Raw genomic sequence first — 20,207 nt, 5'->3', positions numbered from 1 at the left:
CCACCTCCAAATGAAAACCCCCGCCAGTGTTCCGGCGGGGGCGTCCAAGGTCAAGTCGCCTGTTACTTTCGGGTGATGCGCCCGTCAGTGTAGGGCGCATAAGGCCCGCTCTTGGCCAGGAATTCGGCCGTCACATCCGCCAGATCCGGACCGTAGTCATAGGCGTTGGTGGCATCGCGGAACATCTTGTACCCGTCACCGCCGTTGCGGACATAGTTGTTCGAGACAAGGCCGTAGGTCTTGGCCGGATCAATCGGCCCCCATGCCCCGTTCTCCATCACCATGACATCCGAAACCCGTCCTTCGTTCGGCGCTACCGACATGTCGAAGGTGAACTTCAGCCCCGCCACCTGCGGGAAGCGGCCCTTGCCGTCCTCGACCTGGCTGACACCGTTTTCAAGCGCATCGATCACGGTCTGGCCGGACACCTGGAAAGTCGACAGCGTGTTCTGGAACGGCAGAACCGTCAGGACCTCGCCCATCGTCACTTCGCCCGCATCAATCGACGCGCGCAGACCACCGCCGTTCTGGATCGCGATCTGGACTCCCTGATCCTTTACGCGGTCCAGCATGGCATCGGCCACCAGGTTCCCCATCGGGCATTCCACCGCACGGCAGGTTTCACGCGCACCTTCAATCGCCGCGCTGGCTTCGGCGACCACGCGCTTTTTCATCTCCTCGATCGGTGCGCCCATCTCGGCCACACGCGCGGCAATCGCCGCATCCGGCGTCACCGAGGCATCCAGCAGGATCGGCTCCCCCTTGGCCGCGGTCACGTTGCCCGCGTCATCAAAGGTCACGACCAATTCGCCAAGGTACTTGGAATAGGCATAGGCCTGTACCACCGGAACGTTGCCCACCATGACGGGATAAGCGCCCTTGGCGCGGTCATTGGTGTTGGACAACAGCGTATGCGAGTGTCCGCCCACGACCAGATCGATCCCCGGCACGTTGGCCGCAATATCCATATCTTTGGGCAGGCCGACGTGGGTCAGTGCGATGATCTTGTTCACGCCTTCCGCCTCAAGTGCCGCGACATCGCCCTTCAGGCTTTCGATCTCGTCCTGAAAAACCACGTTCGGCCCCGGCGAAGAGGTATCAACGGTGTCGGTGGCCAGAACCGAGATGATGCCGATCTTCTCGCCACCGACCTCAAGCACCACATGGTTGCCCACCTTGCCTTTCAGCGCAGGTTCCGAGGACAGATCAAGGTTGCCCGAAATCACCGGGAAAGAGACCGCGTCGATGAACTTTTCAAGGCCCACCGGGCCATCGTCGAACTCGTGGTTGCCTACGGCCATGACGTCATAGCCAATGGCCTGCATGAACTCGGCCTCTGCCGCGCCCTTATAGGTCGTATAGAACAGCGAGCCCTGGAAAGGGTCACCGGCATCCAGCACCAGATAGTTCTGTCCGGCAAGCTCGGCGCGTTTGGCATCGACCATGGTTTTGATACGGGCCACGCCGCCAAAGCATTTCCCTTCGGCTTCGCCTTCCGCGTTACAGGTCGAATCGTACTTGTTGATCGACTCAATCCGGCTGTGAATGTCGTTCGTATGCAGAATGGTAATCTTGTAATCGGCCCAGGCCATGCCGGCGGTCATCGCCAGCGTGGCCGCCCCGGCCATCAATCTGTGAAACATCTTGTTGCTCCCCGCGTTTTTGTTGCTCCTCTCAAACGGTGACTCGGTTTCGGGCACCTGTCAAACCTTGACCTCGGGACAGCATGAAGGCATGTCACGACCATGCTTATTTTCAAGATCTTCCGCGCCCCCGAGTGGGCGGAATTGCGCGCAGCCGGCGAGACCGTAGGCGCCCCCGTGGACGTGGCCGATGGCTTTGTCCATTTCTCGACCGCCGAACAGGTTGCCGAAACCGCCGCCAAGCATTTCGCTGGCGAGGATGACCTTTTCCTTCTGGGCCTCGAAGCGGATGACATGGGCGAAGACCTCAAGTGGGAACCCTCCCGCGGCGGCGCACTTTTCCCGCATCTTTACCGCCCGCTCAAGCTGGCGGATGTCGCCTGGGCCCAGCCCCTGCCCCTTGAGAATGGCACCCATCAATTTCCCGCAGGTCTTGGCATATGAAACTGCTTGAAAATATCGGCCTCAAGGCCCTCCACCAGATTGATCCCGAAGCCGCCCACGGCTTTGCCATCAAGGCGCTGCAAATGGGGATGGCACATGCGCCGGGCACCCTGACCTCACCACGCCTGAAAACCACCTTTGCCGGGCTCGACCTGCCCAATCCCGTGGGGCTGGCCGCAGGTTTCGACAAGAACGCAACTGCGCTCGATGGTCTGGCCAAGGCCGGTTTCGGCTTTTTCGAGGTCGGCGCAGCCACCCCGCGCCCGCAGCCCGGCAACCCCAAGCCCCGCCTGTTCCGCCTGTCCGAAGACCGCGCCGCCATCAACCGGTTCGGCTTTAACAACGAGGGCATGGACGCCATTTCCGCGCGACTGGCAAATCGCCCCAAGAACGCGGTGATCGGCCTCAACCTCGGGGCCAACAAGGACAGCGAAGACCGTGCGAGCGATTTTGCCAAAGTGCTGGCGCACTGCGGCGCACACCTCGACTTTGCCACCGTCAACGTGTCCTCCCCCAACACCGAGAAACTGCGCGATCTTCAGGGCAAGGCCGCCCTTTCGGCGCTGCTGTCCGGTGTGATGGAAACCCGCGATGCGCTGGACCGGCCGATCCCCGTCTTCCTCAAGATCGCGCCTGATCTCTCTGACGCGGAAATCGCCGAGATTGCCGAAGTGGCCGTCGAATCCAGGCTCGATGCGGTGATCACCACCAACACCACGCTGGATCGCAAGGGCCTCGCGTCCAAGCACCGTGACGAGATGGGCGGCCTGTCCGGCGCCCCGCTCTTCACCAAGTCCACCCGCGTTCTCGCCCGCCTGTCGCAACTGACCGACGGCCAGATGCCCCTGATCGGTGTCGGCGGCATCTGCAACGCGCAGGACGCCTACGACAAGATCTGCGCCGGCGCTTCTGTCGTGCAACTCTATACCGCGCTGGTCTATGGCGGTCTGTCGCTGGTCGAAGACATCGTGCGCGGTCTTGATGTGCTTCTTGAACAAGACGGTTTCAGCAATGTCGCCGAAGCCGTCGGCACGAAACGGGAGAACTGGCTGTGATCACCATCTGGCACAATCCGCGTTGCTCGAAATCGCGGCAGACACTGGCCCTGATCGAGGACAAGGGTGACATCACCATCCGCAAGTATCTTGAAGATGCCCCAAGCGTCGAAGAGATCACCGCGGTCCGCGATCTGCTCGGCGTCAAAGCCATCGAAATGATGCGCCCGCGAGAAGCCGTGTTTCAGGAAATGGGCCTCTCGCGGACTGATGAGGACGACGCGCTCATCGCGGCAATGGCGCAATGCCCCAAGCTGATCGAACGTCCAATTGTGCTTGCCAATGGCAAAGCGGCCATGGGACGCCCGCCCGAAAACGTGCTCGACATCCTTTAATCTGCGCTGCGGCCCCGCTTACGCACGCGAGGCCGCTGCTTCTACTTTTGGGTATTTCCACCCCAGCGTCGCCCCGCGCGCCACGAAGGATACAAGCAGCGCCAGCCAAAGCCCGTGATTTCCGAATAGGGGAATGAACGCAGCCACCGCCACGACATAAACCACCAGGGAAATTGCCATCATGTTGCGCATGTCGCGTGTGCGCGTGGCCCCGATGAAAATCCCGTCCAGCATCCAGCTCGCGATGCCAATCGGCGGTGCCAGAACCATCCACCATAGATAGCTGCGCGCCTCACTGCGCACCTCGGGCGAGGTTGCCATCAGGTCGATGATCGCGCCGCCCGCCAAGGCAAAGGCCGCGGCCAGCCCCAAGACCACGATCAATCCCCAAAGGCTGCTCTTGATCGCCGCCTGCCGAAGCGCCCCGCGATTGTATGCCCCCAGAGCCTGCCCCACCATGGCCTCGGCCGCAAAGGCAAACCCATCCAGCGCATAGGCCGTGATCTCAAGGAACTGAAGCAACACCTGATTGGCCGCAAGTGTCACATCTCCGAACCGCGCTCCGAGAAACAGGAAAGACATGAATATCGCCTGCAACATCAACGAGCGCAGCATGATATCCGTGTTGACGGCCATGACCTCGCGCAGGCGGGCCTTGTCGAACACCCGCACCCAATCGCGCCAGGCGGGCTGACGAAAGGCGCTGCGACACAGCCACAACCCAAGCGCCAATCCCGTCCATTCGGCAATGAAGGTGGCAAAGGCGACGCCCGGAACGCCCCAGCCAAGCCCCAGAACGAACCACAGGTCCAGAACGATGTTGAGCCCGTTCATCCACAGCTGCAACACGAGAACGGCGCGCGTTCTCTCAAGGGCGATCAACCAGCCCGTCACGCCGTAAAGCGCGATGGCCGCCGGGGCGCTGTAGACTCGGATTTGCAGGTACTGCCGTGCAAGTCCCTCTACCTCGGCACTGGCAGGCGAAAGCTTGAACGCCAGCGCATAAAGCGGCACCTGCAACAGGACAATCGCCACGCCGGCAAGGCTGCCCAGCATCAGGGCCCGCGTGAGCATGGCCGCCACTTCACCATGCCGCCCCGCGCCTTGTGCCTGGGACGTCAGCCCCGTGGTGCCCATGCGCAGGAACCCGAACAGCCAGTAAAACCCAGTCAGGATAACGGCCCCGATCCCCACTGCGCCAATCGGCGCGGCCTCGCCCATCTGTCCGACAACGCCCGTATCCACCGCCCCGAGGATCGGAACTGTGGCATTGGAAATCACGATGGGGATTGCGGTGCGCAGCACCCGACCATGGGTGATAGCGCCGACGTCAGCCATCCTTGCGCGCGGGCATCAGGAAATGCCCGGTCGCCTGTGCGAACAGTTTTGCCCGCTGGTCCTGCCAGGCCTCGACATGCACCGATGCATAGCGCCGCCCCGAACGGTTTACCCGCGCCCGCGCATAGGCATCCCGCGGCAGGCCCGAGCGCAGGTAATCAATATTGAAATCGATCGTCTTGGGCAGACGCGGCAGATGCCCCAAAGCCAGTTCGTCGGCATCCAACACACCGGTTTCGATCTCTTCCCACAAGACGGACCATGCCAGACCGATCACGGCGGTGGTTTCAAGAAAACCGGCAATGGCCCCGCCATGCAGCGCTGGCAGCATCGGATTGCCGATCAGCTTCTCGTCAAACGGCATGACCGCGGTCAACTCGTCACCGCGGCGCTCGAATTCGATGCCCATGAACTGCACATAGGGAACTCCGTGAACCAGCGCATTCAATGCTGCGTCTCGGCGTTGCTTTACCACCTGGACGGGCTCGGGACGTGTACGCGCCATTACCGTTTGCCCTCCACTGTAAAGGCACCCGTGGCCGTGGCCACCGGTCGGTCAGTGTCATCATCCATCGCCGTGGCGCGGACAAAGGCAACAGAACGGGTGATGTGATAACACTCGGCGCGCGTCCGGACGGTCTGCCCCGGCGTCGCCGCGCGCATATAGTCGATTCGCAGATCAATCGTTGCCGTGCCAGCAGGAGAGGACGGGTGGCTCATCGCTGCTGCACCGCAACATGTATCCATCAAAGCCGACACCGCGCCGCCATGCAGCACACCCGTTTCCGGGTCTCCCACAATCCGCAGATCATAAGGCAATTCCATCTCGGCAATCCCGTCACCGATATCCGTCAGCGTCATCCCCAACGCCTTGCAATGCGGGATCGCATTGATGAACTGTTCCGCCATTCGGGCTTTTTCCGGGTTCATAATCCGCTCTCCTGTTCTTCGGCCAACTATGATCCTGATTTCTCTGCAACGGCAAGGGGGCGGTTGCACCTTGCAGCGCAGCATTTTAAGTTCATGCCGGAGGAGAGTTGCAAATGTCTGATACCCGTCTGACCTTTAAAGAGATGTGCGCGAGATTCGACGTCACACCAAGAACGTTGCGTTACTATGAGTACATCGAACTTCTCGAGCCCGAGCGCGAAGGCCGGTCGCGCTATTTCGGCCCGCGCGAAGTCGCCCGCATGACCTTGATCATGCGCGGACGTCGCTTTGGCATCAAACTCGAAAACATCCGACAGTGGCTTCTGATCTACGAACACGAAGGCAGCGCAGCGCAGATGCAGGCCTTTGTTGCCATGGCGGATCGCCAATACGAGGAACTCCAGGAGCAAAAAGCGCAGCTGGAGGAAGCCATGGACGAGCTGATGCAACTGCGTAACGAAACCGCGGATTCCCTCGCCAAGGTCTGACCAGTCTCCCCCGACAATTGCTCAAGCCCGGTGCTTTCACCGGGCTTTTTGTGTTCCGCCGCCTGAAAACCACGACCGGACACACGAAAATTTGCAGCCCATTCACAGGATCGTCACTTTACCTTCACATACGCCACGTCAACTTTTGAAGTGACGCAGCGTTCTACTTACGTCAACGTAAAGCAACATTGTAACCACGACGGCAGATGCCAATCTTGCCCATGGAGCGACCGTAAAGACGAGGGTGATGAGATGACCGATACGACAATGACAATCCGCGAAATGTGCGACGCATATGACGTCACACCCAGAACCTTGCGGTTCTACGAAGCCAAGGAACTGCTGTTTCCTATTCGTGAAGGCCAGAAACGCCTGTTCACGAAACGCGACCGCGCACGCCTCAAACTGATCCTTCGGGGCAAACGCTTTGGCTTTTCGCTGGAAGAAATCCGGCAACTTCTCGATCTCTACGACATGGGCGACCAGCAAGCGACCCAATTGCAGCGCACCTACGAAGTCGCGCAGCAACGCCTGCAGGACATGGTTGAACAGCGTGATGAGCTGAACGAGGCCATCGACGATCTGAAAGAACAGCTGAAATGGGGCGAGAAGGTTCTTGCCCAGCTGAGCACCACGAAAAAAGCAGCAGAGTAATTAGGGAAGAGACTGATGCCGAGCTATACCGCCCCTGTGAAAGACATGCAGTTCGTCCTGCACGACGTTCTGGACGTTTCGAAATCCGACATCCCCGGCTATGCCGAACTTGAATCCGATTTCACCAACGCCGTTCTGGAAGAAGCCGGAAAGCTGACCGGCGACATTCTCGCGCCGTTGAATGCCGTGGGTGATCAGGAAGGCTGCCGTCTTGAAAACGGCATCGTCTACACCCCCACCGGTTTCAAGGAAGCCTTTGAACAGGTGAAAGAAGGCGGCTGGACCGGTCTGGACATGCCCGAGGAATACGGCGGCCAGAACATGCCCTACGTGCTTGGCACCGCTGTCGGGGAAATGTTCTCGGGCTCCAACCAGGCCTTTACCATGTACCAGGGTCTGACCCACGGTGCGGCCTCGGCGATCCTCGCCCACGGTTCGGAAGAGCAGAAAAACACCTACCTGCCCAAGATGGTGTCCTGCGAATGGACCGGCACCATGAACCTGACCGAGCCGCATTGCGGCACCGACCTCGGCCTGATGCGCACCAAGGCAGAACCGCAGGACGACGGCACCTACAAGGTATCGGGCCAGAAGATCTTCATCTCGGCCGGTGACCACGACATGTCGGAAAACGTGATCCACCTGGTTCTGGCTAAGGTTCCCGGCGGTCCCGAGGGTATCAAGGGTGTTTCGCTCTTCATCGTGCCCAAGTTCATCGTCAACGAAGATGGCACCCCGGGCCAACGCAACGGCGTCTCGGTGGGCAACATCGAGAAAAAGATGGGCATCCACGGTAACTCGACCTGCGTCCTGAACTACGACGAGGCAACCGGCTACCTGATCGGAGATCTGAACAAAGGCATGCGTGCCATGTTCACGATGATGAACGAAGCGCGTCTCGGTGTCGGCATGCAGGGCCTGGCCCAGGCCGAAGCCGCTTACCAGAACGCAGTGATTTACGCCAAGGAGCGCCTTCAGGGCCGCGATGTGACCGGCACCAAGAACCCTGACGGCCCGGCCGACCCGCTGATCGTGCACCCTGACATCCGTCGCTCGCTGATGGACCAGAAGTCCTTTGTCGAAGGCGCACGTGCCTTCATCCTCTGGGGCGCGACCTTGATCGACCAGGCGCACCGCAGCGGGGACAAGGACGCCGACGGCCTGATCTCGCTCCTGACCCCTGTCATCAAGGGTTTCCTGACCGACGAAGGCTACGACATGACCGTCAAGGCACAACAGGTTTACGGTGGCCACGGCTATATCGAAGAACACGGCATGAGCCAGTTCACCCGCGATGCCCGCATCGCGATGATCTACGAAGGTGCCAACGGTGTTCAGGCCCTCGACCTGGTTGGCCGCAAACTGGCGCAAGATGGCGGCAAGCACGTCATGGCCTTCTTTGATCTGGTCAAGAATTTCTGCAAGGAAAACGGTGAAGATGAGGCCATGGCCGATTTCATCGGCCCGCTCAAGGCCGCGTCGAAAGACCTTCAGGCCGCCGGAATGTACTTCATGCAGAACGGCATGAAGAACCCCAACCACGCGCTGTCGGGTTCGAATGACTTCATGCACCTCTTCGGCCACGTCTGCCTCGGCCTGATGTGGGCCAAGATGGCAAAGGCCGCAACGTCAGCTCTGGCCAACGGCACCTCTGACGCTGCGTTCTACGAGACCAAGCTGGCCACCGGACGCTACTACATGGCACGTCGCCTGCCCGCCACGGGCATGCACCTGGCACGTATCCAGACCGGCGCCGACACCGTCATGGCTCTGGACGCCGAAGCATTCTAAGGGCTTGGGCGGGTCACTCCCGCCCCCCTCAAGGCATTAAGGGAGGACAGATGCCGAAACGCTTTCGCCTGACCCGCCGTCTCCCGGTCGCGCTGACCGAAGACGCCTATCGCCGGCTGCGAGGCTTCGCCGCCGAATCGGGTCTGGACGAAGGAGAGGCCCTGTCCTTCCTGCTCGAAAATCTTGACGCCGTGGTGGACGAGGAAAGCTTTGCCCACCGCCTGCGACAGTTCAATTCAACGCTGGACGCGCGCAAGCGCTGACAGCCAGAGGAGGAAAGACATGGCATCGTCCTGGATGACCGATGAGCACCAGATGCTCGCTGACATGACAGCAAAATTCATCAACGATGAATGGGCGCCGAAATTCGAGAAGTGGCGCAAACAGGGCGAAATGGACCGCGAGACCTGGCAACAGGCCGGTGAACTTGGCCTGCTCTGCCCCTCGATCCCCGAGGAATACGGCGGCGTTGGCGGTGACTTCGGCCACGAAGCCGTCATCCTGATGGAATCCAACCGCGCCAACCTTGCCAGCTGGGGCCACGGCATCCATTCGGGCATCGTTGCTCACTACATCCTTGCCTATGGGTCGGAAGAGCAGAAGAAACGCTGGCTGCCCAAGATGGTTTCGGGTGAAATCGTCGGCGCGCTGGCCATGACCGAACCCTCGGGCGGCTCGGACGTTCAGGGCATCAAGACCAAGGCCCTGAAAGAGGGCAATTCCTACCGCCTGTCGGGCCAGAAAACCTTCATTACCAACGGCCAGCACGCCAATCTCGTGATCGTGGCTGCCAAGACCGACCCAAGCGCCGGTGCCCGCGGGACATCGCTGGTGGTTGTCGAGACCGAAAACGCCGAAGGCTTCTCGCGCGGTCGCAACCTCGAGAAAATCGGGTGCCACGCGGCAGACACCTCGGAACTCTTCTTCGACAACGTCGAGATCCCGCCCGAGAACATCCTGGGCGGCGAAGAAGGCCAGGGTTTCTACCAGATGATGCAGCAGCTTGGTCAGGAACGCCTTGTTATCGCCTGTATCGCCATGGGGTCGATGGAAGGCGCGGTGGAACGCACCATTGCCTATTGCAAGGAACGCGAGGCCTTTGGCGGCCCCATCATGCAGTTCCAGAACACCCGCTTCAAACTGGCGGAATGCCTGACCAAAACCAAGGTGGCACGGGCCTTTCTGGATGAGTGCATCAGCGAGTTGATCGCCGGCGAACTGACCGTCGAAAAGGCGGCAATGGCGAAATACTGGATCACCGACACGCAGGGCGAAGTTCTGGACGAATGCCTGCAACTGTTTGGTGGCTACGGATACATGCAGGAATACGCCATCGGCGAAATGTGGGCCGACGCCCGCGTTCAGCGCATCTATGGCGGCACCAACGAGATCATGAAGGAACTGATCTCGCGCAGCCTTTGATCTTGTTGGGGAGGACAAGACCATGACCATCAAACTCTACTGCTTCGGCGAAAGCGGCCATTCCTACAAGGCCGCCCTCGCCCTCGATCTGTCGGGCCTCGACTGGGAACCGGTGAAGGTCGATTTCTTCGCCGGGGAAACCCGCAGCCCCGAATACCGTGCGACCGTCAATGAACTCGGCGAAGCCCCGGTTTTGGTCGATGGCGATGTCTCGCTCACCCAATCCGCGGTGATCCAAGACTACGTTTCCGAGAAATCGGGCAAATTCGGCGGCAACAACGCAGCCGAACGCCGAGAGATCCTGCGCTGGCAGTTCTGGGACAATCACAAGCTCTCGTCCTTTGCCGGGATGACCCGCTTTCTCATGAACTTCCTGCCAGAAGACAAGCAACCCAAAGAGGTGATCGCCTTCAATCAAGGCCGCCTTCAGGGCGCTTACGACATCCTCAACAAACACCTTGAAGGGCGCGATTGGATCGTTGGCGACAGCGTCACCAATGCCGACCTCACCTGCTGCGGCTACCTGTTCTACGACGAGCCTTTTGGCTTTTCCCGCGCCGACTGGCCGAACATCGACCGCTGGCTCAACGACATCTCGGCCCTCAAGGGCTGGAAACACCCTTACGACCTGATGCCCGGCTCCCCTGCGGACCGCGCCTGAAAAGGAGATCATTGATGACCGAAGCCTATATCTATGACGCCGTGCGCTCGCCGCGGGGCAAGGGCCGCAAGGACGGCAGCCTGCACGAGGTGACCTCGGTGCGCCTCTCGACAACCGTGATGAACGCCCTGAAAGAGCGCAACAACCTCGAAGGCCACGCCGTCGAAGACGTGATCTGGGGCAACGTGACCCAGGTGAAGGAACAGGGCGGCTGCCTCGCCCGGACCGCCGTTCTGGCCTCTGATCTCGACGAGCGCATTCCCGGCCTCTCGATCAACCGTTTCTGCGCCTCCGGCATGGAAGCCGTCAACATCGCCGCCAACCAGGTCAAGGGCGGCGCAGGCAATGCCTATATCGCAGGCGGCGTCGAAATGATGGGCCGCGTTCCCATGGGCTCCGACGGTGCTGCCATCGCCGTTGACCCCTCGGTCGCCATGGACATGTATTTCGTTCCGCAGGGCATCTCGGCCGATATCATCGCCACCGAATACGGCTTCAACCGCGATCAGGCCGATGAACTGGCCGTCGAATCGCAACGCCGTGCCGCGGCTGCCTGGGAAGAGAACCGGTTTGCGAAATCCATCGTCCCGGTGAAAGACCAGAACGGTCTTACCATTCTCGACCGCGACGAATACATGCGCCCCGGCACCGACATGCAAAGCCTCGGTGGCCTCAAACCTGCCTTCAAGGAACAGGGCGAAGTCATGCCCGGTTTCGACAAGCTGGCGCTGATGAAATACCCGCACCTCGAAGCCATCAATCACATCCACCACGCAGGCAACTCCTCGGGTATCGTGGACGGCTCGGCAGCCGTGCTGATCGGCAACAAGGAATTCGGCGAAGAATACGGCCTGACCCCGCGTGCCCGCATCAAGGCCACCTCGAAAATCGGTCTCGACCCGACCATCATGCTGACCGGCCCGGTGCCCGCGACCCAGAAGATCCTCGCCGACAGCGGCATGGCAATCAGCGACATCGACCTGTTCGAAGTCAACGAAGCCTTCGCATCCGTGGTTCTGCGCTTCCAGCAGGCCTTTGACGTCGATCCTTCGGTCGTGAACGTCAACGGCGGCTCGATTGCAATGGGTCACCCGCTGGGTGCAACCGGCGCCATCATCATCGGCACCCTGCTGGACGAGATGGAACGTCAGGACAAGGAAACCGGTCTCGCCACCCTGTGTATCGCCTCGGGCATGGGCGCAGCGACCATCCTGGAACGCGTGTAAGGAGCAAGAATAATGAGCGATTTCAACCTCTCCGTAGACGCAGACGGCGTCGGCATCATCACCTGGGACACCATCGGAAAGTCGATGAACGTCATGTCGGAACAGGCCTTTCAGGACCTGAATGCCATCATCGACACGGTTCTGTCCGATGACGCCATCAAGGGCGCAGTCATCACCAGCGGCAAGCCCGGCTCTTTCGCCGGAGGCATGGACCTCAACGTTCTCGCCGCCATGCGCGACCGCGCAGGCGACAGCCCGGCACAGGGCCTGTTCGACGGCGTGATGTCGATGCACCACGTCCTGCGCAAAATCGAACGCGCAGGAATGGACCCCAAGACCAACAAGGGTGGCAAGCCGATTGCCTGCGTCCTGCCCGGCACCGCGCTTGGCATCGGTCTGGAACTGCCGCTCTCGTGCCACCGCATTTTTGCCGCCGACAATCCCAAGGCCAAGATCGGCCTACCGGAAATCATGGTCGGCATCTTCCCTGGCGGCGGCGGCACCACCCGCATGGTCCGCAAGATGGGCGCCATGGCGGCCTCGCCGTTCCTGCTGCAGGGCAAGATGGTCAACCCGCAGAAAGCCAAGTCGGCAGGCATCATCGACGAAGTCAGCGCCGACCCGATGGCCGATGCAAAGGCCTGGGTTCTGTCCGAGCCGAAGATCGTCAAACCCTGGGATGAAAAGGGCTACAAGATGCCCGGCGGCGACCCGTATCACCCCGCTGGCTTCATGACCTTTGTCGGCGCATCGGCGATGGTCAACGGCAACACCTGGGGCGTCTATCCGGCGGCCAAGGCGATGCTGTCTGCCATCTACGAAGGCGCGCAGGTTCCGTTCGATACCGCCATCAAGATCGAGGCACGCTGGTTCACCAACGTCCTGATGAACCCCTCTTCCTCGGCGATGATCCGCAGCCTGTTCATCAACAAGGAAGCTCTGGAGAAAGGCGCCAACCGTCCCGACGTCCCCGACCAGTCGGTCAAGAAAGTCGGCGTTCTGGGCGCAGGCATGATGGGCGCTGGCATCGCGCTGGTTTCGGCCAAGGCGGGCATGGATGTTGTCCTGATCGACACCACCCAGGAAGCGGCAGACCGCGGCAAGGCCTACTCCGAAGCCTTCATGGACAAGGGCATCTCGCGCAAGAAAGCGACGCCCGAGCAGAAAGAGGCGATGCTGGCTAAGATCAATGCCACCACCGACCTTCAGGCGCTGTCCGATGTTGATCTGATCATCGAGGCCGTCTTCGAAGATCCCGGCGTCAAAGCCGAGATGACCAAGAAGGTCGAGGCGATCATCCCCGAGGACGCGATCTTTGCATCGAACACCTCGACGCTGCCGATCACCGGCCTTGCGCAGGCCTCGGTCCGCAAGGAACAGTTCATCGGCATCCACTTCTTCTCGCCCGTCGAGAAGATGGCACTGGTCGAGATCATCAAGGGCAAGGAAACCGGCCCCCGCGCCGTGGCCAAGGCACTGGACTATGTCCGCCAGATCCGCAAAACCCCGATCGTCGTCAACGACGAGCGTTTCTTCTACGCCAACCGCTGCATCATCCCCTACATCAACGAGGGTGTCATGATGGCTGGCGAAGGTGTTGCACCGCAACTTCTTGACCACGCGGCCCAGCTTCTCGGCTTCCCGGTGGGCCCGATCCAGCTGGTTGACGAAACCTCGCTCGACCTCGGTGCCAAGATCGCCAAGGCAACGATGGCCGCGATGGGCGACGCCTATCCCAAGTCGGTGGCCGACGATGTGACCTTCTGGATGGTGGAAGAAGGCCGTCTGGGCCGCAAGGCCAAGGCCGGTTTCTTCGACTACGACGAAAAAGGCAAACGTCAGGGCTACTGGAAAGGCTTTGCCGACAAGTTCCCGCGTCTTGACGAGCAACCCGACGTGACCGAAGTTCAGCACCGCCTGATCTTCGCGCAGGTTCTCGAAGCAGTCCGCGCCCTTGAGGCCGGTGTTCTCGAAGACATCCGCGAAGGCGACGTTGGCGCGATCCTTGGCTGGGGTTTCATGCCGTGGTCGGGTGGCCCGTTCTCGTGGCTCGACATTGTTGGCGCCGCCTGGGCTGCCGAGAAATGTGACGAGCTGACCGAGAAGTACGGCGACCGCTTCGCCTGCCCGCCGCTGCTGCGCGAAATGGCAGACAAGGGCCAGTCGTTCTACGGCCGCTTCGGACCGGGTGCCGCCAAGGCCGCCTGATCTGCCCCTGAAAAACGCGAAACGCCCGGTCCATTCAGGCCGGGCGTCTTCATTTCTGGATCAGTCGGCCTTCAAGCCACGTCGTAGTCGAAATTATCGCCCATGTAGCCGCGCTGCAAAAGACGCGCCGCCACGACCAACGGCAGCATATTATAGTTCTGCGCCGCGCCGAACTTGGGCGGAAGACCAGCACTTACCCCCCAATGCGCCTGGCAGAACATCAAGGCCCCGTGGTTCACGAAAACCATCTGGTCGGTCTCGAAGACCGGCAGGTAAACCTCTTCCGCGCCCTTGGGCTTCACACGCTTGATCCCCCCCAGAACCTCAAGCGCCGCGCCCGGGATCACGGCAAAGGGGTCACCCCATTCATCCATGATCTCATCGCTTTCCACCAAGATGCCCTGACGCGGCATCACCGTCAAAGCGTCGCGATTTCCGATGGTTCCGGGCGGCACGAGAAACGGCCATGCCTCGACAGGGCAATCGTCCGAGCCTTCCCAAAGCTCGCCGCGTACCACTGCCTGCACTTCCTGCAAGCCACCATCAAATGTCAGAATTTCGTCGCCAGCCTCGATCGTCTCGATCGGCTGCCAGCCCTCCTGCGTGGCCACTTGTGTTCCCTCCACAAGTCCACATCCAACGCCCAGGAGAACCGGGTCTTTGTGTTTCTGCTTCCGGGGGTCAGGCCTTCTGCCGCCATCCACCGGATTCGTCCATCCGAACATCTTCATCCCCTTGCTTCTGCATTACGGATTTCTGTGTTCTCATTAATCTCCAAGTTTTGGGAACCGCTTTGCCCAAAATGAGGAGACTTTGAGGCAAAGGGCAAAAAGTGAGGACAATCCCGGCCTTGATTGCGAGATTGGCGGCCAGAAAGGCGGCAATTTCGCCTCCTGCGCGTGCCCGACCTGTTGATTCTATCAGCTCTCGCCCTGCGATCTAAGCGCGATGATCAGACCCGAAGATACAATCATCGCGATACCCACTCCTTCCAGCAGCCCGAGATTCTGTTCAAACAAGATCCACGCAAAGAAGGGGGCGAACACCATGATCGAGTATTCGAACACCGCCACGTTGGTAGGTTCATCCATCTGGTAAGCCCGGATAATCAGGAATACCCCGATCACCGACCCGACGGCCTGCAGGGCGATCCACGGCAAAGCATCTGCGAAACTCCAGGTCCACCCGCGGCTCAGAAACGTATCACCAGCCCACCCCGACGATGTCAGGACCACCGACATCACGCCGCCAATCACCCCAAGCACCAGCATGTTCATGGTCAAAAGCGACAGGGCGCTTTCTCCCGCGCACCAGCTCCTCGTGGCAATCGCCGAGATCGCATAGAAGAACCCGGCAGCCACCGGCATGACCATCCAGAGGCTGAACCCGTCCCCTCCGGGCTGCAAAACCAACAGGATTCCGGCAAATCCGGCAAAGACCGCCAATATGCGCCACCGCCCGATCCGCTGCCCCATGACCAACACGTTGATCAGCAGAACGAAGATCGGAGAGGTAAACAACCCCGCCAAGGCCTGCGCAATGGGCATCAACCCGAGCGACCCGAAGTACAGCATCATCGACGTCGACAGAACCACGGCCCGCGCCAGCACCGGTCGCCAGTTTTCGGGGCGCATGACCCCCAGCCCTAAAAGCGACATCACCACCAGCAGCGGTGCCATGAATGTCGAGCGCATGGCATGCAGCTGCCACAGACCCAGCGACTGGGAGATCACCGTGACAAAGTTGTCGATGAACCCGATGATACACATCGCGCTCAACATCGAAATCGCTGCTGCAATGGGTCTGTTGTTGACGCCGCTCATGATTTCTGCCTCTAATTGTCTGACATTTGTCGCTAAGGAACAAATATCCCGATGTGGCACACAATATCTGTCGTAAAACCGACAAACGCTCTGAGAATCAAGGGAGGGATCTGATGGGCTGGATGGTTGATGAAACCGGGCTGGACAAATGCGCCGCCAACTTCGTGCCCCTGACACCGCTGTCGCACCTGCAACGTGCCGCCAAGGTGTTCCCCGACACGCTTGCCGTCAGCTACGGCAAACATCGCAAGACCTATGCCGAATACCACGCACGCTGTAGCCGCCTGGCCTCTGCACTGGTCGGGCTGGGCGTCAAACCCGGTGACGTGGTCGCCACCCTCATTCCGAACCTGCCCGCACAGGCCGAGGCGCATTTTGGCGTGCCCGCCTGCGGAGCCGTTCTCAACACCATCAACGTGCGTCTCGATATCGATACGGTGGCCTATATCTTCGATCACGGCGGCGCCAAGGTGGTTCTGGCGGACCCGCAGTTCATGGATACGGTCGAAGCCGCCATCGAAGCGATGGAAGGCCCTGCCCCCACCGTCATCGAAGTGGCCGACGATCAGGCCAGCTTTCACGCCAGCGGCAAATACACCGAATACGAGGCCCTTCTTGAAAGCGGCGATCCCGAATTCGACTGGATCATGCCCGAGGACGAATGGGAAAGCCTCGCGCTGAACTACACCTCCGGCACCACCGGCCGCCCCAAGGGTGTGGTCTATCATCACCGCGGTGCATATCTCATGACGATGGGAACCGTTGTCAGCTGGCGGATGACCCTGCATCCGGTCTTCATGGCCATCGTCCCGCTGTTCCACTGCAACGGCTGGAACCACACCTGGATGATGCCGATGCTTGGCGGCACCCTGATCTGCTGTCGCGACATCAGCGCCCAGAACATCTACAACGCCATCCACTACGAAGGCGTGACCCACTTCGGCGGCGCACCGATCGTCCTCAACATGATCGTCAACGCGCTGGACGAGGAACGCCGCACCTTTGACCACACCGTCGAGGTCTTCACCGCCGGTGCCCCGCCCGCCCCCGCCACGCTCGCCAAGATCGAAGATCTCGGCTTCAACGTGACACAGGTCTACGGCCTGACCGAAACCTATGGCCACGTCACCGAATGCCTGTGGAAACCGGAACAGTGGGATGATCTCGACAAACCCGATGTCGCGGCGATCAAGGCCCGTCAGGGTGTTGCCATGCCGATGATGGAACATATCACCGTCATGGACGAGAACATGGAACAGGTGCCGATGGACGGCAAAACCCAGGGCGAGATTGTCATTCGCGGCAACTCTGTCATGAAGGGCTATCTCAAGAACCCCGAAGCCACCGAAGAAGCCTTCAAGGGCGGCTACTTCCATTCCGGCGACATCGCCTTGCAGCACCCCGACACCTATGTCCAGATCGCCGACCGCGCCAAGGACATCATCATTTCCGGCGGCGAGAATATCTCCTCTGTCGAGGTCGAAGGCGTTCTTATGGGGCACCCCGCCGTTTCGCTGGCTGCCGTGGTCGCCAAGCCCGACGACAAGTGGGGAGAGGTGCCCTGCGCCTTCATCGAACTTCTGCCCGGCCAGGAAACCACCGAGGCCGAGATAATCGCCTTCTCGCGTGAAACCCTTGCCGGCTTCAAAGCGCCCAAGAAGGTGGTGTTCCAGGAGCTTCCCAAGACCTCGACCGGCAAAATCCAGAAGTTCCAGCTGCGCAAGGTCGCGGCGGATCTCTAGGGTTTGACCTGCACAAATGTGAAAGGGGCGGTGGCAAAGGTGCGTTGCCGCGCCGCCTCTCCTCATGGTAGTGTCGCGCCAACAGAGGCAGAGCAGCCCGGCACCACCCAATGAGCAAAACCGCCCTTCAGAAATATGATCGCATCGAGGCAACCGGCCTCTGGCGTCCGTCCCGCGACGCCCAGCGCCGTGATGTCATCGTCTCGATTGGCGAGGCCACGCTCACCATCACCGATACACAGGACCGGCCCCTCGCGCATTGGTCCCTCCCCGCCGTGGCCCGCCAGAACCCCGGCCAGCGTCCGGCGATCTATGCACCAGACGGCGATCCCGGCGAAACGCTGGAACTCGCGGACGGCGAAGACGAGATGGTGGATGCCATCGAGAAACTGCGCTCCGCCCTGCATCGTCGTCGCCCGCGCCCCGGCCGCCTCCGGCTTGTCACATTGGGCAGCCTCGCCCTTGGCATCGCCGCCCTCGCCGTGTTCTGGCTGCCGGATGCGCTGCGCAACCATGCGGTTTCGGTTGTGCCTGATGCAAAACGGGCCGAGATCGGCACATCGCTGCAAACCCACCTGATCCATCTCACCGGAAAACCCTGTTCCAGCCTGCTTGCCACACCGGCGCTTGGCAAACTCGCCACCCGTCTTGACGTTCCGAACCTTGTCGTGGTGCGGGACGGCGTTCGCGACACGGCTACCCTGCCCGGCGGCACGATCCTGATGAACCGTGCCATTGTAGAAGACTTCGAAGAACCGGATGTTGCCGCGGGTTTTATCCTTGCCCAAAAGGCCGAGTCCCGCGAACACGATGCCCTGCGACAGTTGCTGGAGCACGCGGGCATCGGCGCAACCTTCCGCCTCCTGACCACCGGCTCCCTGCCCGATGGTGCCCTGCGCGCCTATGCCGAGGCGCTGGTCCTGCTCCCCCATTACACGCCGCCGACAGAAGACCTGCTGGCGCTGTTCTCGGAAAAACAGGTCAAATCCACGCCCTATGCCTTTGCGCTGGACCCCTCCGGCGAAAGCACGATTGACCTGATCGAAGCCGATCCCTTTGTCACCACCCCCGAGCCCGTTCTCACCGATGGCGATTGGGTTGCGCTTCAGGGCATCTGCGACAGTTGAATCAAAAAGCACGCCCCAGGAGGCGTGCCCTTCTTTCTAAACCAACAGTCGAAATCAGTTGCGCACAAAGGCTCCGGCATAGCCCGCGCCGCGCACTTTCTGCGCCGCGCTTTCGGCAGCCCCATCATCGGCAAACGGGCCAACCAGAACCATACGCTTGGTGACACCGCTGCGCGTGTACTTCCCGATCTTGACCGGCACCCCAAGGCTGCGCACCTTGCGGGCAACGCTTTGCGCCGTGGCGGCATCACCGTAGGTCGCCACCTGCACATAGGCGCGGCCCGAAAGGCGCAGGGCCTTTTCCTTGCTCTCGCTGCGCGTGGACACCACCGGCGATCCCGCCGACTTGGTCGAGACATAACCTTCGGCCGCAGTTCCCCGACGCAGAACCCGTGGCGTCCCATCAACCCAGACGCCATCCATCTGCGCCTTGCCGGCAAAGGTCTGCTCGGCGCGATAGGGGTTATAACGGTCATCGCCGAAATCCACCGCACGGTAGCCCGCCGGAGCCTCTGCATTTACCATGGCATGATAGCGGTCTTCATAGACGTGACGCGGCACGACGCGCACGTGTGGCCCTACTTCACCTTCGCGCACAACGCGACCACGCAGGTATCCCTCGCGGTGGATGCGGATCACGGGCGCAGGCGCTGTCGCCTTGCCGGTTCCGGGGGTATAGGGCAACTCGGCCTGCGGACCACAACGCACCTTGTACTTTGACACGACACCGGTCCGACAGGGCGCATCATACCCGGTCTGGCGCGGTACCTGTTCCAGCGAACGACGCGGCTTGGTCTTGGCCATGGCCGGTTTCGTCTTGGGCTTTGCAGGGGTCACGACAACAGGCGCGGCAGCAGCGGGCTTGACCTTGCGCACTGTCGTCTTCGGTTTCGTCACCACGCGCGTCGTGGGTTTCGGCGCAGCCGCGGCAACCGGTTTTGGCGCGGTCTGTGTTTCCGGAGACGCGGCCTCAATTTGGACAACGTTCTTGTCGAGCTTCGGCGCAGCCTGCACAGATGTCGTGCCACCGGGGTTTGTCGGCTTATAGCCGCAAACAACCTTGCGATCCCGCGTCATGCGCGGCACCCAGGTCACATTCCCATCAATGCCGGCGCGGATGTAAACACAGCCCTTGCTGTCGACGTACTGCTTGCCCTTGTAGGATGCCGGTGGAAATTCGTTCGGCGTGTCCACGTTTCTCAGGGACTGGGCGTTAACGCCCGCCGCGACCCCGAATGATCCCGCGATAATGGCAATCGCTATTGCTCTGCTCAGTTTCATTGTGCCCCCACAATATATTGGGGCTAGTCTAGCCGCAAA

General features: G+C 60.8%; 20 protein-coding genes. 13 read left to right on the top strand and 7 right to left on the bottom strand.

Features of this window, described 5'->3' with window-relative positions; genetic code table 11:
* Window positions 1-62 precede the first annotated feature (62 nt).
* On the bottom strand, window positions 63-1,643 hold the full coding sequence (locus tag ABWV42_RS18315) for a bifunctional metallophosphatase/5'-nucleotidase (RefSeq protein WP_353341438.1): 1,581 nt from the start codon (window positions 1,641-1,643) through the stop codon (window positions 63-65).
* 102 nt (window positions 1,644-1,745) lie between these two features.
* On the opposite strand from ABWV42_RS18315, the gene ABWV42_RS18310 reads away from it, so the two are divergent.
* From ABWV42_RS18310 to arsC, 3 genes are read left to right on the top strand one after another with little or no spacing between them, the layout of a single operon-like run.
* Window positions 1,746-2,087, top strand: coding sequence for a DUF952 domain-containing protein (locus ABWV42_RS18310; protein WP_353341437.1), 342 nt, complete (start codon window positions 1,746-1,748; stop codon window positions 2,085-2,087).
* Window positions 2,084-3,142, top strand: coding sequence for a quinone-dependent dihydroorotate dehydrogenase (locus ABWV42_RS18305; RefSeq protein ID WP_353341436.1), 1,059 nt, complete (start codon window positions 2,084-2,086; stop codon window positions 3,140-3,142). Before ABWV42_RS18310 ends, ABWV42_RS18305 begins: the two co-directional genes overlap by 4 nt.
* Window positions 3,139-3,477, top strand: coding sequence for an arsenate reductase (glutaredoxin) (arsC, locus tag ABWV42_RS18300; RefSeq protein WP_353341435.1), 339 nt, complete (start codon window positions 3,139-3,141; stop codon window positions 3,475-3,477). The genes ABWV42_RS18305 and arsC overlap by 4 nt, the downstream gene beginning before the upstream one ends.
* 18 nt (window positions 3,478-3,495) lie before the next feature.
* Here the strand turns inward: arsC and ABWV42_RS18295 are convergent, their stop codons facing one another.
* From ABWV42_RS18295 to ABWV42_RS18285, 3 genes are read right to left on the bottom strand one after another with little or no spacing between them, the layout of a single operon-like run.
* Complete coding sequence (locus tag ABWV42_RS18295) at window positions 3,496-4,815, bottom strand: MATE family efflux transporter (protein ID WP_353341434.1); 1,320 nt, start codon at window positions 4,813-4,815, stop codon at window positions 3,496-3,498.
* The gene (locus ABWV42_RS18290; RefSeq protein WP_353341433.1) at window positions 4,808-5,320 is read right to left on the bottom strand and encodes a PaaI family thioesterase; all 513 of its coding nucleotides are present in this window, start codon (window positions 5,318-5,320) and stop codon (window positions 4,808-4,810) included. Before ABWV42_RS18290 ends, ABWV42_RS18295 begins: the two co-directional genes overlap by 8 nt.
* Window positions 5,320-5,745, bottom strand: a complete 426-nt coding sequence (locus ABWV42_RS18285; protein WP_255109278.1) for a PaaI family thioesterase — start codon at window positions 5,743-5,745, stop codon at window positions 5,320-5,322. The genes ABWV42_RS18290 and ABWV42_RS18285 overlap by 1 nt, the downstream gene beginning before the upstream one ends.
* 113 nt (window positions 5,746-5,858) lie before the next feature.
* Here ABWV42_RS18285 and ABWV42_RS18280 point away from each other — a divergent pair, with 113 nt between their 5' ends.
* The 8 genes from ABWV42_RS18280 (at window position 5,859) to ABWV42_RS18245 (ending at window position 14,195) form a co-directional block, all read left to right on the top strand.
* Window positions 5,859-6,233 (top strand): MerR family transcriptional regulator, encoded by a 375-nt coding sequence (locus ABWV42_RS18280; protein ID WP_255109280.1) that lies wholly within the window; start codon window positions 5,859-5,861, stop codon window positions 6,231-6,233.
* Between the two features lie 252 nt (window positions 6,234-6,485).
* Entirely contained in the window at window positions 6,486-6,887 is a 402-nt protein-coding gene (locus ABWV42_RS18275; RefSeq protein ID WP_255109282.1) for a MerR family transcriptional regulator, read from the top strand.
* A gap of 15 nt (window positions 6,888-6,902) precedes the next feature.
* Window positions 6,903-8,678, top strand: coding sequence for an acyl-CoA dehydrogenase C-terminal domain-containing protein (locus ABWV42_RS18270; protein WP_353341432.1), 1,776 nt, complete (start codon window positions 6,903-6,905; stop codon window positions 8,676-8,678).
* Between the two features lie 50 nt (window positions 8,679-8,728).
* Entirely contained in the window at window positions 8,729-8,941 is a 213-nt protein-coding gene (locus ABWV42_RS18265; protein ID WP_255109302.1) for a hypothetical protein, read from the top strand.
* Window positions 8,942-8,960: 19 nt separating this feature from the next.
* Complete coding sequence (locus ABWV42_RS18260; RefSeq protein WP_255109304.1) at window positions 8,961-10,100, top strand: acyl-CoA dehydrogenase family protein; 1,140 nt, start codon at window positions 8,961-8,963, stop codon at window positions 10,098-10,100.
* A gap of 22 nt (window positions 10,101-10,122) precedes the next feature.
* On the top strand, window positions 10,123-10,761 hold the full coding sequence (locus tag ABWV42_RS18255; RefSeq protein ID WP_353341431.1) for a glutathione S-transferase family protein: 639 nt from the start codon (window positions 10,123-10,125) through the stop codon (window positions 10,759-10,761).
* A 14-nt stretch (window positions 10,762-10,775) separates the two neighbouring features.
* Window positions 10,776-11,987 (top strand): acetyl-CoA C-acetyltransferase, encoded by a 1,212-nt coding sequence (locus tag ABWV42_RS18250; protein WP_353341430.1) that lies wholly within the window; start codon window positions 10,776-10,778, stop codon window positions 11,985-11,987.
* A gap of 12 nt (window positions 11,988-11,999) precedes the next feature.
* Window positions 12,000-14,195 (top strand): 3-hydroxyacyl-CoA dehydrogenase NAD-binding domain-containing protein, encoded by a 2,196-nt coding sequence (locus ABWV42_RS18245; protein ID WP_353341429.1) that lies wholly within the window; start codon window positions 12,000-12,002, stop codon window positions 14,193-14,195.
* Window positions 14,196-14,266: 71 nt separating this feature from the next.
* On the opposite strand, the gene ABWV42_RS18240 is transcribed toward ABWV42_RS18245, so the two are convergent.
* On the bottom strand, window positions 14,267-14,920 hold the full coding sequence (locus ABWV42_RS18240; protein WP_353341428.1) for a Hint domain-containing protein: 654 nt from the start codon (window positions 14,918-14,920) through the stop codon (window positions 14,267-14,269).
* Between the two features lie 195 nt (window positions 14,921-15,115).
* The gene (locus ABWV42_RS18235) at window positions 15,116-16,018 is read right to left on the bottom strand and encodes a DMT family transporter (protein ID WP_255109314.1); all 903 of its coding nucleotides are present in this window, start codon (window positions 16,016-16,018) and stop codon (window positions 15,116-15,118) included.
* 113 nt (window positions 16,019-16,131) lie between these two features.
* On the opposite strand from ABWV42_RS18235, the gene ABWV42_RS18230 reads away from it, so the two are divergent.
* Together ABWV42_RS18230 and ABWV42_RS18225 are read left to right on the top strand one after the other, a co-directional pair.
* Complete coding sequence (locus ABWV42_RS18230) at window positions 16,132-17,760, top strand: AMP-binding protein (protein WP_353341427.1); 1,629 nt, start codon at window positions 16,132-16,134, stop codon at window positions 17,758-17,760.
* A gap of 110 nt (window positions 17,761-17,870) precedes the next feature.
* Window positions 17,871-18,887 (top strand): M48 family metalloprotease, encoded by a 1,017-nt coding sequence (locus ABWV42_RS18225; RefSeq protein WP_353341426.1) that lies wholly within the window; start codon window positions 17,871-17,873, stop codon window positions 18,885-18,887.
* Between the two features lie 54 nt (window positions 18,888-18,941).
* Here ABWV42_RS18225 and ABWV42_RS18220 read toward each other — a convergent pair whose 3' ends face one another.
* Window positions 18,942-20,168, bottom strand: coding sequence for an SPOR domain-containing protein (locus ABWV42_RS18220; protein WP_353341425.1), 1,227 nt, complete (start codon window positions 20,166-20,168; stop codon window positions 18,942-18,944).
* Between the last annotated feature and the right edge of the window lie 39 nt (window positions 20,169-20,207).

Source organism: Pelagimonas sp. KU-00592-HH (genome assembly GCF_040369695.1).
Lineage (GTDB): Bacteria > Pseudomonadota > Alphaproteobacteria > Rhodobacterales > Rhodobacteraceae > Shimia.
Note: the sequence above shows the minus strand (reverse complement) of the source record. Positions and strands in the feature narration are given on the sequence as shown.